This window comes from Bradyrhizobium iriomotense (assembly GCF_018130765.1).
Lineage (GTDB): Bacteria > Pseudomonadota > Alphaproteobacteria > Rhizobiales > Xanthobacteraceae > Bradyrhizobium > Bradyrhizobium iriomotense_A.
Genome location: NZ_JAFCJZ010000002.1, coordinates 61,764 through 77,674, shown reverse-complemented (window position 1 = coordinate 77,674; position 15,911 = coordinate 61,764). Strand labels below are relative to the sequence as shown.

Annotated in this window: 12 protein-coding genes; 7 read left to right on the top strand and 5 right to left on the bottom strand. The window is 65.5% G+C overall.

What is annotated here, in order from left to right; all coding sequences use genetic code 11:
- Nucleotides 1–18 precede the first annotated feature (18 nt).
- The 3 genes from JQ635_RS03895 to JQ635_RS03885 form a co-directional block, all read right to left on the bottom strand.
- Entirely contained in the window at nt 19–1,218 is a 1,200-nt protein-coding gene (locus JQ635_RS03895; RefSeq protein ID WP_211408556.1) for a pyridoxal-phosphate-dependent aminotransferase family protein, read from the bottom strand.
- A gap of 115 nt (nt 1,219–1,333) precedes the next feature.
- On the bottom strand, nt 1,334–2,617 hold the full coding sequence (locus JQ635_RS03890; protein WP_211408555.1) for an MFS transporter: 1,284 nt from the start codon (nt 2,615–2,617) through the stop codon (nt 1,334–1,336).
- 55 nt (nt 2,618–2,672) lie between these two features.
- The gene (locus JQ635_RS03885; protein WP_211408554.1) at nt 2,673–3,875 is read right to left on the bottom strand and encodes a pyridoxal-phosphate-dependent aminotransferase family protein; all 1,203 of its coding nucleotides are present in this window, start codon (nt 3,873–3,875) and stop codon (nt 2,673–2,675) included.
- A gap of 133 nt (nt 3,876–4,008) precedes the next feature.
- Here JQ635_RS03885 and JQ635_RS03880 point away from each other — a divergent pair, with 133 nt between their 5' ends.
- From JQ635_RS03880 to JQ635_RS03870, 3 genes are all read left to right on the top strand, one after another.
- Complete coding sequence (locus JQ635_RS03880) at nt 4,009–4,746, top strand: GntR family transcriptional regulator (RefSeq protein WP_211408553.1); 738 nt, start codon at nt 4,009–4,011, stop codon at nt 4,744–4,746.
- Nucleotides 4,747–4,849: 103 nt separating this feature from the next.
- Nucleotides 4,850–7,825 (top strand): FAD-binding and (Fe-S)-binding domain-containing protein, encoded by a 2,976-nt coding sequence (locus JQ635_RS03875; protein WP_211408552.1) that lies wholly within the window; start codon nt 4,850–4,852, stop codon nt 7,823–7,825.
- On the top strand, nt 7,818–8,246 hold the full coding sequence (locus tag JQ635_RS03870) for a GlcG/HbpS family heme-binding protein (protein ID WP_211408551.1): 429 nt from the start codon (nt 7,818–7,820) through the stop codon (nt 8,244–8,246). The genes JQ635_RS03875 and JQ635_RS03870 overlap by 8 nt, the downstream gene beginning before the upstream one ends.
- A gap of 154 nt (nt 8,247–8,400) precedes the next feature.
- Here JQ635_RS03870 and JQ635_RS03865 read toward each other — a convergent pair whose 3' ends face one another.
- Both JQ635_RS03865 and JQ635_RS03860 read right to left on the bottom strand, forming a co-directional pair.
- Nucleotides 8,401–9,183: an enoyl-CoA hydratase/isomerase family protein gene (locus JQ635_RS03865; RefSeq protein WP_211408550.1), complete on the bottom strand. Its 783-nt coding sequence runs from the start codon at nt 9,181–9,183 to the stop codon at nt 8,401–8,403.
- A gap of 127 nt (nt 9,184–9,310) precedes the next feature.
- Nucleotides 9,311–11,398 (bottom strand): molybdopterin oxidoreductase family protein, encoded by a 2,088-nt coding sequence (locus tag JQ635_RS03860; RefSeq protein ID WP_211408549.1) that lies wholly within the window; start codon nt 11,396–11,398, stop codon nt 9,311–9,313.
- 233 nt (nt 11,399–11,631) lie between these two features.
- On the opposite strand from JQ635_RS03860, the gene JQ635_RS03855 reads away from it, so the two are divergent.
- Genes JQ635_RS03855 through JQ635_RS03840 form a run of 4 tightly spaced genes read left to right on the top strand, consistent with a single transcriptional unit; the run spans nt 11,632 to nt 15,908 of the window.
- The gene (locus JQ635_RS03855) at nt 11,632–12,606 is read left to right on the top strand and encodes a Bug family tripartite tricarboxylate transporter substrate binding protein (RefSeq protein ID WP_211408548.1); all 975 of its coding nucleotides are present in this window, start codon (nt 11,632–11,634) and stop codon (nt 12,604–12,606) included.
- Nucleotides 12,607–12,619: 13 nt separating this feature from the next.
- Complete coding sequence (locus JQ635_RS03850) at nt 12,620–13,090, top strand: (2Fe-2S)-binding protein (RefSeq protein WP_211408547.1); 471 nt, start codon at nt 12,620–12,622, stop codon at nt 13,088–13,090.
- Nucleotides 13,087–15,213, top strand: coding sequence for a xanthine dehydrogenase family protein molybdopterin-binding subunit (locus JQ635_RS03845; protein ID WP_211408546.1), 2,127 nt, complete (start codon nt 13,087–13,089; stop codon nt 15,211–15,213). The genes JQ635_RS03850 and JQ635_RS03845 overlap by 4 nt, the downstream gene beginning before the upstream one ends.
- Nucleotides 15,210–15,908, top strand: a complete 699-nt coding sequence (locus JQ635_RS03840; protein WP_211408545.1) for a molybdate ABC transporter substrate-binding protein — start codon at nt 15,210–15,212, stop codon at nt 15,906–15,908. The genes JQ635_RS03845 and JQ635_RS03840 overlap by 4 nt, the downstream gene beginning before the upstream one ends.
- The last annotated feature ends 3 nt before the right edge of the window (nt 15,909–15,911 follow it).

Below are 15,911 nucleotides of genomic sequence, written 5' to 3'. Positions count from 1 at the left end.
CTCACTTTCTAAGTTAGTTCAGGCAACCTGGGCTTTGGCCATCGGCACCACGTCGCGCCCCTTGAGGACATCCATGGCCGCCAGCACGCCACCGCTCCGGTGCGGGATCTTTGCAAGATCCAGGCCCATCTCGACGCCGGCGAGCGTCCCCATCAGCATCAGATCGTTGAAATGGCCGATATGGCCGATGCGGAACACCTTGCCCTTGACCTTGTTCAGGCCGGTGCCCAGCGACATGTCGAAGTTCTCCAGCACCACCTTGCGGAAGGCGTCGGCGTCGTGGCCCTCGGGCACGCGCACGCCGGTCAGCGCCGGCGAATGCGCTGCGGGGTCGATGCACTGCGTCTCCAGGCCCCAGACCTTCGCAGCAGCGCGCGTCGCCGCGCTGTGGCGCTTGTGGCGGGACCAGACGTTCTCCAGCCCTTCCTCTTCCAGCATCTTCACGGCTTCACGCAGGCCATAGAGCAGATTGGTCGCGGGCGTATAGGGGAAGGTGCCGAGCTTGTTGAAGCTGATGACCTCCTGCCAGTCCCAATAGGAGCGCATGCCCGGATTGGCCTTGGCAACGGCGAGCGCCTTCTCCGAGACGGCGTTGAAGCCGAGGCCGGGCGGCAGCATCAGGCCCTTCTGCGAGCCCGCGACCGAGACGTCGATGCCCCAGGCATCGTGTTCGTATTCCATCGAGCCGAGGCCTGAGATGGTGTCAACCATCAGCAGCGCCGGATGCTTGACGCGGTCGAGCAGCTTGCGCACCTCCAGCGGCGGCGTCACGCAGCCGGTCGAGGTCTCGTTGTGGACGACGCAGACCGCCTTGATGGTGTGCTGCTTGTCGGCGGCAAGGCGCGTCTCGATCTCGGCGAGATCGGCGCCATGGCGCCAGTCGCTCGGGATGAAGTCGACGTCGAGCTTGAACTTGTCGGCGATGCCACGCCACAGCACGGCGAACTGGCCGGTCTCGCACATCAAGACCTTGTCGCCGGGCGAGAACACATTGACCATCGCCGCTTCCCAGGCGCCGGTGCCGGACGAGGGGAAAATGATCACGGGCTGCTTGGTGCGGAACACACGCTGCATCGCGGCAAGCACGGCGAAGCCGAGTTCGGCGAACTCCGGACCGCGATGGTCGAGCGTCGGCATGTCCATCGCCCGCAGCACGCGGTCGGGCACGTTGGTCGGTCCTGGAATCTGTAAGAAATGCCTTCCAGTATGCACGGTCATAGGCGTCCTTCCCGGTCTAGCCTTATTTTGAAGGCCGCCGAATAGCACCATTTGACCGGCTTGTCCCCTCTCCAAAGGGCGACTCCCATGCATAAGCGTCGGGCCTCCGCCGCCCCTATTCCGCCGCCACCATCTTTCCGGCCGGCCCCCTGCCCTCGACCTCCGCAAACGGCCGCTCCGGGTGCATCAGGAAGGCCGAAAAGCCGCCGAGCAGGAGCAGGCCCATCGACATCAGGAACGGCAGGTACCAGTTGCCGGTCGCATCGATCACGAAGCCCGCGACCAGCGGGGAGACGATCGCGGCAAAGGCCGAGCCGGTGTTCATGATTCCCGAGGCGGTGCCGGAATATTTCGGGGCGATGTCCATCGGGATCGACCACATCGGGCCGATCACCAGTTCGGCGCAGAAGAAGCCGGCCGACAGGCACAGCGCCACCACGGTGATGTCGTGGACGAACAGGATCGGAAGCAGCGAGAGCAGCGCCCCCGTAAACCCTGTTACGGTGACGCTGAGGCGCGCCAGGCGGACATTGCCGGTGCGGTCGAGGATCCTGTCCGAGAGCACGCCGCCGACGCTGTCGCCGACCACGCCGGCGAAGAAGACCCCGGAGGCGAACAGCGCCGAGTTCTTGATGTCGAGATTGTAGTTGTTCTTGAAGAACAGCGGCAGCCAGTTCAGGTAGAGCCACAGGCACCAGCCGTAGCAGAAATAGGTCAGCGTCACCGGCCACATCCGCCCGAGCAGCGGGCCCCATGGCACGCGCGGCCGCTCGCCGGTCGGGCGTGGCGGCAACGCGGCGAGTTCGGCCTCGGTGATGGAAGCATGCTCCTTCGGCTCGTTGCGGAAGTACCAGACCCAGATCACGCCCCAGATGAGGCTGACGAAGCCGAGCACGACGAAGGCGCCGCGCCAAGTCAGCCACAGGATCAGCAGCGCCACCACCGGCGGCGTCACGGCATTGCCGAGCCGGGCGAAGGAATGGGTCAGGCCCTGCGCAAAACCGCGGCGGTTGGCCGGCGTCCAATATTGCATCGCGCGCGTGGCGGTGGGAAACGTCGCGCCCTCGCCGAAGCCGAGCGCGAAGCGCGCGACGAACAGCGCCGCGAGACCGGTGACGAAGCCGGTCATGATGGTGGCGACCGCCCAGATCATGCCGCACCAGAACAGCGTCTTGCGCGGCCCGAAATGATCGCCGACCCAGCCGCCGATGACCTGGAACAGCAGGTAAGGATAGGCGAAGGCGGAGAACACGAGGCCGAGCTGGGTGTTCGACAGGCCCAGCTCCTTCTGGATCTCGCTCGCGGCCGTGCCGATGTTGACTCGGTCGACATAGGTGATGAAATACATCGCGCAGAGCATCGCCAGCACTACATGCGTGGCCTTGAACCGAACCCCCATCTCACCCCTCCCGTATCACTGTTGTTATGATTGCTGCCCGCCTGTCCCGCGCGACCTAAGTGCCGACCACTTTCAGGTGCGGCGATGCGTTGCCTTGTGGACGCTGCTCCAAGAGCTTCATCGCGACATCGACACCGCCGGAGCGATGCGGCACGCCGGCCACCGACAGGCCCATCTCGACGCCGGTGAGCGCGCCGAGCAAGGTGAGCGCGTTGCATTCGCCGAGATGGCCGATGCGGAAAACTTTTCCGGCGACCTTCGAGAGGCCCGAGCCAAGCGACATGTTGTAATTGTCGAGCACGACTTTCCGGAACTGATCGGCATCATGCCCCGGGGGCATCAGCACGGCCGTCAGCACCGGCGAGAACTCTGAAGGCTCCTGGCAGAGCACTTCGAGGCCCCAATGATTGACGGCGGCGCGGGTTGCGGCGGCAAGCCGCTGATGCCTTGCGAACACGTTGGCGAGCCCCTCCTCGAGCAGCATCGCGATCGCCTCGCGCAGGCCGTAGAGCAGGTTGGTCGCCGGCGTGTAGGGGAAGAAGCCTTTCGCGTTGGGTTTGAGCATCTCCTCCCAGTCGAAATAGGAGCGCGGCATCTTGTTGGTCTTGGACGCCGCCAGCGCCTTCTCCGAGATCGCGTTGAAGCCGAGGCCGGGCGGCAGCATGAAGCCCTTCTGCGAGCAGCTGACGCTGACATCGACCTTCCACTCGTCGTGGCGATAGTCGACCGAGCCGAGCGAGGAGATGGTGTCGACCATCAGCAGCGCGGGATGGCCCGTGCGGTCGATCGCGGCGCGGATCTCGGCAATGCGGCTGGTCGCGCCGGTCGAGGTCTCGTTGTGCACGACCATGACGGCCTTGATCGTGCGTGCCTTGTCCTCGGTGAGCTTTGCTTCGATCACGGCCGGATCGGCGCCGTGGCGCCAGTCGCCCGGAACGAAATCGACCTCGATGCCGAAGCGTCCGGCCATCTGCCGCCAGAGCGTCGCGAAATGGCCAGTCTCGACCATCAGCACCTTGTCGCCCGGCGACAGCGTATTGACGATCGCAGCTTCCCAGGCGCCGGTCCCCGACGAGGGGAAGATGATGACCGGACCCTTGGTCTGAAAAATCTTCTGGCTGCCTTCGAGCACGGTGCGGCCTAGCTCGCCGAACTCCGCGCTGCGGTGGTCGATCACAGGCATATCCATGGCGCGCAAGACACGCTCGGGGACCGGGCTCGGGCCCGGAATCTGAAGGAAATGGCGTCCCTGATGCATGAAAACCTCCCTGTCGGCGGGTTAAGGCCGGCTCTACCGGCTATTTTGCATTCATTTTTTGTCCTTTCAATCGAAATTTGGTATTCGATTGTGGACGTCGACGTGACCAAACGGGCAAACTATTGTGCTGCAAATGAAATCCACGATTCCCGACACCGGGGTTCCGATCACCCCGCCCGCCGGCAATGGCGGCGACCGCCAGGAGGCCTCGCTTCACGGCGAGATCCTGCTGCGGCTGCGCGACTACGTGGTCGAAGGCAACATCGCGGAGGGCGCACGCGTTCCCGAGCGGCAGCTCTGCGAGATGCTCGGCATCTCCCGCACGCCCTTGCGCGAGGCGCTGAAAGTGCTCGCCGCCGAGGGCCTGATCGAGCTATTGCCCAACCGCGGCGCACGCGTGCGCCAGCTCAGCCAGCGCGACCTCGAAGAACTGTTCGACGTGATGGCGGGGCTGGAAAGCCTGGCTGGGCGCCTGGCCTGCGAAGCCATTACGGATGCGGAAATCACCGCAATCGAGCAATTGCATTACGAGATGTACGGCCACTATCTGCACCGCGACATGCACGGCTATTTCCAGACCAACCAGCGCATCCACGAGAGCATCGTCGCAGCCGCGCGCAACGAGACGCTGAAGACCGCCTACGCCAATTTCGCCGGCCGCATTCGTCGCGTCCGTTACTCCGCCAATTTCGCCCGCAAGCGGCAGCGCTGGGCGGAAGCGATGCGCGAGCACGAGGCCATCCTCGATGCGCTGCGTCGCCGCGCCGGCAGCGAGCTCAGCGACATCCTGTTCCAGCACCTGCGCAACAAGCGGACGGCCGCGATCGAGCACCTGACCGAGCCTCAAGAGGACGCGCCGGCCTCGCCTTGAAGGTGCCCGGCTTGCTCATTTTGCATTCATAATATAATCGGTCTGGAACCATAATGAATAACTCAGCAAGGCTGAGCCTCGCTGAGGCAGTCCGGGATCAGGGATGACAAACGCCTCCTCGCTCGAACGGCGCCTGCGGTCGGAATTGACCGGCGACGTCCTGTTCGACCCCTTCAGCCGCGGCCGCTACGCCACCGACGCCTCGTTCTACCAGATCATGCCATCAGGCGTGGTGGCGCCGAAGACGATGGACGAGGCCTTGAGGGCGCTGGCGATTGCCCGCGACGAGGGGGTGAAGGTCACCCCGCGCGGCGGCGGCACCTCGCAATGCGGCCAGACCGTCAATGACGGCCTCGTGGTCGATCTCTCCAAGCACCTCAACCGCATCCTGTCGCTGGACGTCGAGGGCCGCACCTGCGTGGTCGAGCCCGGCATCGTGCTCGACGACCTCAACCGGCAGCTTAGGAAGCACGGCCTGTGGTTTCCGGTCGACGTCTCCACGGCGTCCCGCGCCACCATCGGCGGCATGGCCGGCAACAATTCCTGCGGCGGCCGCTCGCTTCGGTACGGCACCATGCGCGACAACACGCTGTCGATGGAGGCATCGCTCGCCGACGGCACGCTGAGCCGTTTCGGCGAGGTATCGCGCGATCTCTCCGACGTCGAGGCCAGCGACAGCACCCGCGCCCTGTTCCGCGACATGCTCGATCTCGGCACGCGCGAGGCCGACGAGATCGCGGCGCGCTTCCCGAAAGTGCAGCGCCGCGTCGGCGGCTACAATCTCGATGCGCTGGTGCCGCGCAATGCGCCGAACAACATGGCGCATCTCTTGGTCGGCTCCGAAGGCACCCTCGCCTTCACCACCAAGGTCGAGTTGAAGCTCTGGCCCGTGATCCGCAACAAGGCCCTCGGCGTCTGCCATTTCGGCAGCTTCTACGAGGCGATGGATGCGGCCCAGCATCTGGTCAAGCTCAAGCCGATCGCGGTCGAACTGGTCGACCGCACCATGATCGCGCTCGGCCGCGATATCGCGATGTTCCGCCCGATCATCTCCGCGGCCATCAAGGGCGATCCGGACGCCGTGCTGGTGGTGGAATTCGCTGAAGAAGATCAGGCCGACAATCTGCTGCGCCTCAAGCAGCTCTCCGAGCTGATGGGCGATCTCGGCTTCGGCTGGAATAACGAGACGCGCAAATGGGGCGGTGTGGTCGAGATCACCGAGCCGGCGCGGCAGAGTGGCATCGCCGATTTCCGTGCCGCCGGCCTCAACGTCATGATGTCGATGAAGCAGGAGGGCAAGCCGGTCTCCTTCGTCGAGGACTGCGCGGTGCCGCTGCCGCATCTGGCCGATTACACCGCACGGCTGAACGAGGTGTTTGCCAAACACGGCACCAGCGGCACGATGTACGCCCACGCCTCGGAGGGCTGCCTGCATGTGCGCCCGGTGCTGAACCTGAAGCTGGAGAAGGACGTCAAGGCGATGCGCGCCATCGCCGAGGAGGCTTTCGCGCTGGTGCGCGAGTACAAGGGCTCGCATTCCGGCGAGCATGGCGACGGCCTGGTGCGGTCCGAATTCCACGAGACCATGTTCGGCGAACGCCTCGTCGCCGACTTCAGGGAGGTGAAGCAGCGCTTCGATCCCGCCGGCGTCCTCAATCCCGGCAAGATCGTCGATGCGCCCAAAATGGACGACCGCTCGCTGTTCCGCTTCAAACCGGACTATCGCGTTGGCGAGCTGAAGACGAAGCTCGACTGGTCGGCCTATCCCGGCGCCGGCGGCGGTTTCCAGGGCGCGGTCGAGATGTGCAACAACAACGGCGCCTGCCGCAAGCTCGAGGGCGGCGTGATGTGCCCGTCCTATCGCGCGACGCGCAACGAGAAGGATGTCACGCGAGGCCGTGCCAACACACTGCGTCTCGCGATCTCCGGCCAGCTCGGCCCCGATGCGCTGTCCTCCGACGAGATGATGGAGACGCTGAAACTCTGCGTCTCCTGCAAGGCCTGCCGCCACGAATGCCCCACCGGCGTCGACATGGCCAAGATGAAGATCGAGGTGCTCGCCGCGCGCGCCGCCGGCCACGGCCTGACGCTGCGCGACCGCCTGGTCGGGTACCTGCCGTGCTATGCCGGCCTTGCGTCGCGCTTCGCGCCGCTCGCGAATTTGCGCAACCGCAGTCCGCTGTTGCGAAAACTGTTCGAGCGCTTTGCCGGCATCAGCGCGCGCCGGGCGCTCCCCGCCTTCCGCAGCGATGTGTTCGTGCCGCCAGCCGAAGCGGTCGGGCCGGAAACCGGCCGCGAGGTCGTGCTGTTCACTGATACCTTCAACCGCATCTATGAGCGCGAGAATCTCGACGCAGCGCTCCGCGTGCTCGCGGCGGGCGGCTATCGCGTGCACATGCCGAAGCCTGCGAGCGGCAGCCGGCCGCTGTGCTGCGGCCGCACGTTCCTCTCGGCTGGTCTCGTCGACGAAGCCAAAGCCGAGCTCGACCGACTGGTCTCCGCCTTCGCGCCGTTCGCCGCGCGCGGCGTGCCGATCGTCGGCCTCGAGCCGAGCTGCCTCTTGACGCTGCGCGATGAGCTCACCTCGCTGCGCAAGGACAACGACGCCAAAGCGGTCGGCGCCCATGCGCTGACGTTCGAGGAATTTTTGGTGCGCGAGGCCGAGGCCGGACGATTGCAACTGCCGCTCGGCACCATCGCGGACAAGGCCATGGTCCATGGCCATTGCCATCAAAAATCCTTCGGCGCCTTCAAGCCGGTCGAGCAGGTGCTGCGCCTCGTCCCCGGCCTCAAGGTCGAAACGATCGAGTCGAGCTGCTGCGGCATGGCCGGCGCCTTCGGCTATGGCGCGGACACGTACGATGCCTCGATCGAGATGGCCGAGCTGTCGCTGCTGCCCGCCGTGCGGCGCGCGGATCAGACTACGCTGGTCGTCGCCGACGGCACCTCCTGCCGCCACCAGATCCACGACGGCACGCAGCGCGAGGCGCTTCACGTCGCGCGCGTGCTGGCGATGAGCCTCGATCGCGCCACCCCTTCAATCGCCACTCCCGCTACAAAGGAACCAAGCCATGGCTGAACTCACCCTCGACGTCGCCCGCAAGATCCTCGACGCCGCCTTCGCAAAGGCCGGCGAGCTGAAGCTCAAGCCCCTCGTCGTCACCATCCTGGACCCCCGCGGCGTGCTCAAGCTCGCCGCGGCGCAGGACGGCACCAGCCTGATGCGCGCCGAGATCGCCCATGGCAAAGCTTACGGCGCCCTCGCGATGGGCATGGGCTCACGCGCCCTGTTCCAGCGCGCGCAGGAGCAGGCCTATTTCATCGACGCCGTGAACACCATTGCGAAGGGAGCGTTGGTGCCGGTCCCCGGCGGCGTGCTGATCATGGACGGCACGACCCTGCTCGGCGCCGTCGGCGTCTCCGGCGACACCTCCGACAATGACGAGGCTTGCGCAGTGGCGGGTATCCAGACGGCGGGGCTGAAGGCCAACGCGGGGTAAGTGCCGTAGGGTGGGTTAGCACTGTGGGCGCGCAAAGCGCGGCCAGCAGGGCGTAACCCACCTCTTCTGCCTCGACGGAAACAAACGGTGGTGGGTTACGCCAAGGGACTGCGCTTCGCGCAGCCCAGGGCTAACCCACCCTACGAACTTCCTCTCACCTCCCCGTCCAGACCGGCTTCCGCTTCTCGCTGAACGCCTTCAGCCCTTCCTTGGCGTCCTCGGTCATCGCAAGCAGCGCGATCTGGCTCTCGGTGTAGGCGATGCTCTCGTCGAACGACATCGCGGCGATGGCGCGCATGGCGTATTTGCCGCGACGGATCGCGGTCGGTGATTTGTCGACGATGCGGCCGATCAGCCAGTCGACCTTGGCATCGAGCTCGGCCGCGGGCACGACGTAGTTGAGGAGCCCCGCAGCTTGCGCAGCCTTCGCATCGAATGGCTCGCCCGTGAGCGCCCATTCGTTGACGAGGCGCGGCGGCGCGATCCTCTGGAGCAGGCTGAGGACCTGCATCGGGAACACGCCTACCTTCACCTCGGGCAGGCCGAAGATGACGTGATCGGCCGCAACTGCCATGTCGGTCATGCAGAGCAGGCCCATGCCGCCGGCCATGCAGACGCCACTGAGGCGCGCGATCGCCGGCTTGGTCGCGTTCTGCGACAGACGCAGCAGATCCGCATAGTCGACGTTGGGTTTGGAATGATCCATCGCGAACGCCGCGCCGGAATTCTGCAGGTCCGCGCCCGCGCAGAACGCCTTGTCACCCGCACCGGTCAGCACGATGACGCGGACGTCCTTGTCCTCATGCGCATCGCGATAGCCCTTGCTGATGCCGGCGATCACATCGCCGTTCAGCGCGTTGCGCTTCTCCGGCCGGTTGATGGTGATCCAGAACGCCTGCCCGCGCTTTTCGGTGATGACGGCTGTGGTGTCGGTCATGGCACGCTCACTTCCTTGCTCCCGTTTGCCGCCATTTGCGGCAGCTCGGGCGAAAGGTGCAAGCGCAAACTGCGGCGCGGCGCCGCTTTAGCGCCTCGACACAAATTGCGCGGCAATCGCCGTGCGCTCAGCCGACCGCTTTCCTGATCCAGACCTTGTTGTCGTGGAATGCGGCTCCGCCGATCGGCGCGATCGTGTCGGCCCCCGTCAGCATGTTGATGCCGCGCCCACCGATATGATTCTTGTTGGGGTGAACGGACTCCGCGATCAGCACGCCGCGCCGCACGCCATCGAACAGCGTTGCGACCAGCGTGGTCTCGCCGCGGCTGTTGCCGAGTGTCACCGCATCGCCGTCAGCAATGTCGAGCGCGGCCGCATCGATCGGATGGATCATCACGCTCGCTTTGCCCTCGCGCGCCTGCGAGGACGGTGTCTCGTTGAAGGTGGTGTTGAGGAAGCTGCGCGAGGGGCTGGTGGCGAGCCGGAACGGATGGGCCTGGTCGGCGTGCTCGATCACCGCCCAATGGTCCGGCAGATCAGGCATCTTGTCGAAATCGCCCATCGTCACGCCGAACGGCGGGTGCGCCCAATCCGCCCGGAAGTGGAATTTCTTGTCGGCATGGGCAAAGCCGTCGAGGAAATGCGAGGTGCGGAAATCCGGCTGCAGGTCGCGCCAGATGTCGGCTTCGAGGCCGCCGATGTCGCCGTGGTTGCTGAGCTTCAGCGTCGCGTCGATCAATTCGCGCGGCGCCATCTCGAAGCCCCGATGTTTTGCGCCAAGCCGCGGCGCCAGCGCCTGCAAGACCTCATGATTGGAGCGGCATTCGCCGGGCGGGTCGATCAGCTTCGGCCCGACCGAGATGTGCTGGTGGCCGCCGCCGTAATAGAGGTCGTCGTGCTCCATGAACATGGTCGCCGGCAGCACGATGTCGGCCATCAGCGCCGTCTCGGTCATGAACTGCTCGTGCACGGCGACGAACAGATCCTCGCGCGCAAAGCCCTGCCGGACCAGCGCCTGCTCCGGCGCCACCGTCATCGGGTTGGTGTTCTGGATCAGCATCGCCTTGACGGGCCCCTTACCGCGCAGCGCCTCGGCGTCGCCCGTGAGGATGCGGCCGATCTTGGACTGGTCGAGTGCGCGGACGCTGTGGTCGACCGCATCGTGGGCTTCAATGATGGATTCGTTGAAATGCCACAGCGCGTAATTGTTGAAGAAGGCGCCACCGCCCTCGTACTGCCAGGCGCCGGTCACCGCCGGAATGCAATTCGCCGCATGCATCTGCACGGCGCCGTTGCGGCTGCGCGTAAAGCCGTAGCCATAGCGGAAGAACGTCCGCTTGGTCTCGCCGACCGCTTTCGCAAAAGCCTCGATCTCCGCCACCGGCACGCCGCAAATCGCGGACGCCCATTCCGGTGTGCGCGTCTTCAGATGCGCCTCGAGCTCGGCCGGGCAGTCGGTGTATTTGTCCATGTAGGCGCGGTCGGCATAGCCGTCGCGGAACAGGACATGCATGACGCCGCAGGCGAAGGCGCCATCGGTGCCCGGACGCAGGATGATCTTGATATCAGCCTGCTTCATCGTCTCGTTGTCGTAGATATCGACCGCAGCGATCTTCGCGCCGCGCTCCTTGCGGGCACGCGAGGCGTGCGTCATCACGTTGACCTGGGTGTTGACGGGGTTGGTACCCCAGATCACCACGAGGTCGGACAGAGCCATCTCGCGCGGATCGACGCCGGCGATCTTGCCGGTGCCGATCGCAAAGCCGATGCGCCCGACATTGGCGCAGATGGTCTGATAGAAGCGCGAATACTTTTTCACATGCGTCAGACGGTTGAGCCCGTCGCGCATCACGAGGCCCATCGTTCCGGCGTAGTAGTACGGCCAGACCGATTCCGCGCCGAATTCGCGCTCGGCCTGGTTGAAGCGCTCCGCGATCTCGTCGAGCGCCTCGTCCCACGAGATGCGCGCGAACTGGCCCGAGCCCTTCGGCCCAATGCGGCGCATCGGGAATGTCACCCTGTCAGGGTGATGGATGCGCTCGGCATAGCGGGCGACCTTGGCGCAGACGACGCCGGCCGTGTAGGTCTGCTTTTTCGAACCGCGGACGCGGCCGATGCTGCGGCCCTCGACCACCTCGACATCGAGGGCACAGGCCGAGGGGCAATCATGTGGACATGTCGAATGGCGGATTTCGATCTTCGCGTGCTGGTTCATGTCCCAGTTCGTAACACCAAAATACCTGCCAGCCGAGGGCATTTATCCGGCAATGCCCATGCGATTTGCTCAAACCGCGCGCGGCGGTGGTTCCTGCCGCGACCGCGAAATGCGGCCCAATCACACCGAATCCCCCGGATATTCCCGGTCGGATCGGCTTTGTAAGGCGTCGACAGTCCGCATTCCCTGCCGTTACAGTACCGGCCAACAAGAACGACATCAGGGAGGTGGGCATGACGGCCCGAAGCTTCATGCTGGCGCTGGCCGCCGGCCTGCTCGGCGCATGCGCCGCAGCCCCCTCATTGGCGCAGGACTATCCCACGCACGCGGTGCGGATCATCGTCCCGTTCGGGGCTGGCGGGCCGGCCGATGTGGCGGCCCGGCTGATCGGCAACGTCTTCCAGGAAAGCTTTGGCCAGCCCTTCGTGATCGAGAACCGCACCGGCGCCGGCGGCGTCATCGGCACCGTGGAAGCTGCGAAGTCGCCGGCCGACGGCTACACGCTGCTGATGATGTCCAACACCCAGACCGCGAATGAATCGCTGCTGACGCCGGACAAGCGCAAATACGAGCTGATGCGCGACCTCGCGCCGATCGCACCGGTGAACTATTCCGATCTCGTCGTCGTGGTGAACCCGCAAGTGCCGGCGAAGACGCTTGCCGAGTTCATCGCACTCGCCAAAGCGCAACCAGGCAAGCTGAACTACGCCTCCTCCGGCCAGGGCACGCCGTATCACATGGCTGGTGAGCTGTTCAAAGCGATGGCCGGCATCGACGTCGTCCATGTCCCCTACCGCAACAGCGGCGAAGCCCGCGGCGGCGTGATCGGCGGACAGGTGCAGATGATGATCGACGCGGTGCCGGCGATGGCGCCGAACATTGCCGAAAGCCAGGTTCGCCCGCTCGCCACCACAGGCAAGCAGCGCTCCGCGGTGCTGCCGAACGTGCCGACCGCGATCGAAGCCGGCGTTCTCGGCTATGAGGCCACGATCTGGCTCGGCCTGATGGCGCCGGCCGGCACGCCGAAGCCCATCATCGACAAGCTCAACGCCGCCGTAAACGCAATGGTGAAGCGTCCGGACATCGTCAAGCTCTGGACCGAGCAGGGCGCCGTACCCATGTCGATGACACCGCAGGAATTCGAAAAATTCCTGCGTGGCGACATCGAGAAATGGGCCGATGTCGTCAAGAAGTTCGACAAGTCCTGAGGCCGTACTGCTCATGCCCACGGTTCAATTCCGACTCAACGGCGCGGCGATCGTCGTGGACGCCGATCCGGACCAGATGCTGCTCGACGTGCTGCGCAACCGGCTCGGCATCGCCGGTGCGCATTTCGGCTGCGGAGCCGGTGAGTGCGGCGCCTGTCATGTCATGGTCGACGGCCGCGCAATGAGCTCCTGCGACATGCCGATGTGGTCGGTCGAGAACAAGGATGTCGTCACGGCGGAAGGCCTGGGAACAGTGGAGCAACCGCACCCGCTGCAACGCGCCTTCATCTCCGAGCAGGCGATGCAATGCGGCTATTGCGTCTCGGGAATCCTGATCGGCGCAGCGGCGCTGCTGAAACGCAATCCGTTGCCGACGGAGGCTGAGGTGAGAGAGGCGCTCGATCGCAACCTCTGCCGCTGCGGATCGCATAACCGCATGGTGCGCGCGGTACTTCGCGCGGCCTCGGAGATGGCTTTGCCATGACGTCCCCTGCCCCGAAACTGCCGGTCAGTCTGGTGGCCAATCCAAGGCTGTCGTCCTGGGTAAGGTTCACGGGCGACGGCCGTGTCGCGATCTCGCCGGGCAAGGTCGAGATCGGCCAGGGCATCGTGACGGCGCTGGCGCAAATCGCAGCGGATGAGCTCGACGTCGATATCTCCAAGGTCGAGATGATCCGCGCCTCGACGGCAGCCAGCCCGAACGAAGGCGTCACGTCAGGCAGCCTTTCGATCCAGCAATCCGGCCGCGCGCTCCGACAGGTCTGTGCCGAGGTGCGCCAGCGCTTCCTGTTTGCGGCGTCCGAGCGTCTCGGTGTCGACGCAGCGTTGCTCGATGTCGATGACGGCACGATCTCGGGTCCCGGCAATGTCAGCACCAGCTATTGGGAGCTCTCGGGCGACGTCTCGCTCGACCACGACGCCACTGCGGGCGCGGCGGCGAAGAGCGCCGCCAGGCGCGCCGTCGCCGGACATTCCATCCAGCGCGTGGACATTCCCGACAAGGTGTTCGCCCAGCCTCGCTTCATTCACGACCAGGCGTTGCCTGGCTTGCTGCACGGACGCGTGCTGCGGCCGGACATCTCGGGCGCCAAGCTGATTGCGCTCAACGAAACAGCCGCACGCGCCGTCCCCGGCCGCGTCGCGATCGCCCGCGACGGCGGCTTTGCCGGCGTGATCGCTGACGCCGAGGCCGCGGCGGAAGCTGCACTGAAAGCCTTGCGCAAAGGCGCGACATGGTCGGCCGGAGAACCGCTGCCCGATGAAGATGATCTGGCAGGCTTCCTGAAAAGCCAGCCGGTCGAGACCACCGTCATCGACACCAAGCCGGCGTTATCGCCGCGCGAGCACGCTCGTACCCTACGCCGGCAATACACCCGACCCTACATTGCCCATGCTTCGATCGCGCCCTCCTGCGCCATGGCGCGATGGGACGGCGATCGTGTCCACGTCTGGACGCACAGCCAGGGTGTCTATCTGCTGCGCGCCGATCTCGCCATCGTGCTCAAGCTGCCCGCCGAAAACATCGTCGTCGAGCACATGGAGGGCGCCGGCTGCTACGGACACAACGCGGCCGATGACGTCGCGCTCGACGCCGTTCTGCTGGCGAAAGCGGCCGGCGGCCGACCGGTCCGGGTGCAGTGGTCGCGCCACGACGAGATGTCCCATGCGCCGTTTGGTGCGGCGATGGCCATCGAGATCGAGGCCGATCTCGATGCGGACAACGAGATTATCGGCTGGCGCCACGCGATCTGGAGCAACGGCCACGCGGCGCGGCCGGGACGCGCGGCGCAGCCCGCGCTGCTCGCGGCAACCGAAATCGCGAACCCCTACCCGCGCATGATTTCGACGAATCCGCCCGCCGCCAATGGCGGTGGCGGCGATCGCAACTCCGTTCCGCTCTATGATTTCCCGGCCTGGACGATCACGAGCCACCGGCTGCTGACGATGCCGGTGCGTACCTCGGCACTGCGGACGCTGGGCGGGCAAGGCAATGTGTTCGCTATCGAGTCCCTGCTCGACGAGATCGCCGCATTGCGCGGCGAGGATCCGATCGCATTCCACCTGCGCCACCTCCGTGACGAGCGGGCGCGCGACGTCATTCGCGCCGCGGCGCGACGCGCGCAATGGAAACCGCAGAAGCAGGCCGGCATCGGTCACGGCGTCGGCTTTGCACGCTACAAGAACACGGGGGCCTATTGCGCCGCGATTGCAGAGATCGAAGGGGCCGACGACATCCGCGTGAAGCGGCTGACGCTTGCGGTCGATGTCGGCGAGGCCATCAATCCGGACGGCGTCATCAACCAGATCGAGGGCGGCGCCATCCAGGCGACGAGCTGGGTCTTGAAGGAGCGCGTCCGCTTTGACCGGTCGCGCATCACCTCGACTTCGTGGACGGATTATCCGATCCTGACTTTCAGCGAAGTGCCGGCGGTAGATGTCGAGATCATCCAGCGGCCGGAAACCGAGCCGGTCGGCGCCGGCGAAGCCGCGCACGGTCCGGTGACGGCGGCGATCGCGAACGCCGTGTTCGATTGCCTCGGCGTGCGCGTCCGTGACCTGCCGATCACGCGCGACAGGATCATCGCAGCCATGGAGCTTGCATCGTGACGACAGTGACCATCTTGAGCGGCGGCGCGGCGCAAGGCCTGGTGCGCGGCCTCAGCGAGGACTTCAAGACACAGACCGGCTGCGGCATCGACGGTGAATTCGGCGCGGTCGGCGTCATGGCCGACAAGCTGCGCGCGGGTACGCCGACAGATCTCATGATTCTGACGCAGGCCCTGCTTGCAAAGCTTGCCGAGGAGAAGCTCGTCGCTCCATCCTCGATCGCGGATGTCGGTCGGGTCGAGACCGCACTGGCAGTTCGCAGCCGTGATCCCAGGGTGACGGCGAAGACCGAAGCCGATTTGCGCGAGGTGCTGCGTTCCGCGGACGCTATCTACGTCCCTGATATCAAGGCGTCCACGGCGGGACAGCACGTCGCAAAAGTGCTGGATCGGCTCGGCATCGCCTACGAGGTCGCCTCGCGCCTCAAGATATTTCCAAACGGCGCGACCGCGATGCGCGAGCTTGCAGCCTCCACCGCAGCGCGGCCGATCGGCTGCACGCAGGCGACCGAGATCATCGCGACCGAAGGCATTGCGCTGTCGGGGGCGTTGCCGCCGGGCTGCGAGCTCGTGACGATGTACACCGCGGGCGTGACCGCGGGGGCCGCTCATCCGAAAGAGGCCGCCGCGCTAATTGCGTTGCTGACTGGCGCGGATCACAAGGAACTGTGCCAGCGCGTGGGCTTTGCCAGCTAGGCA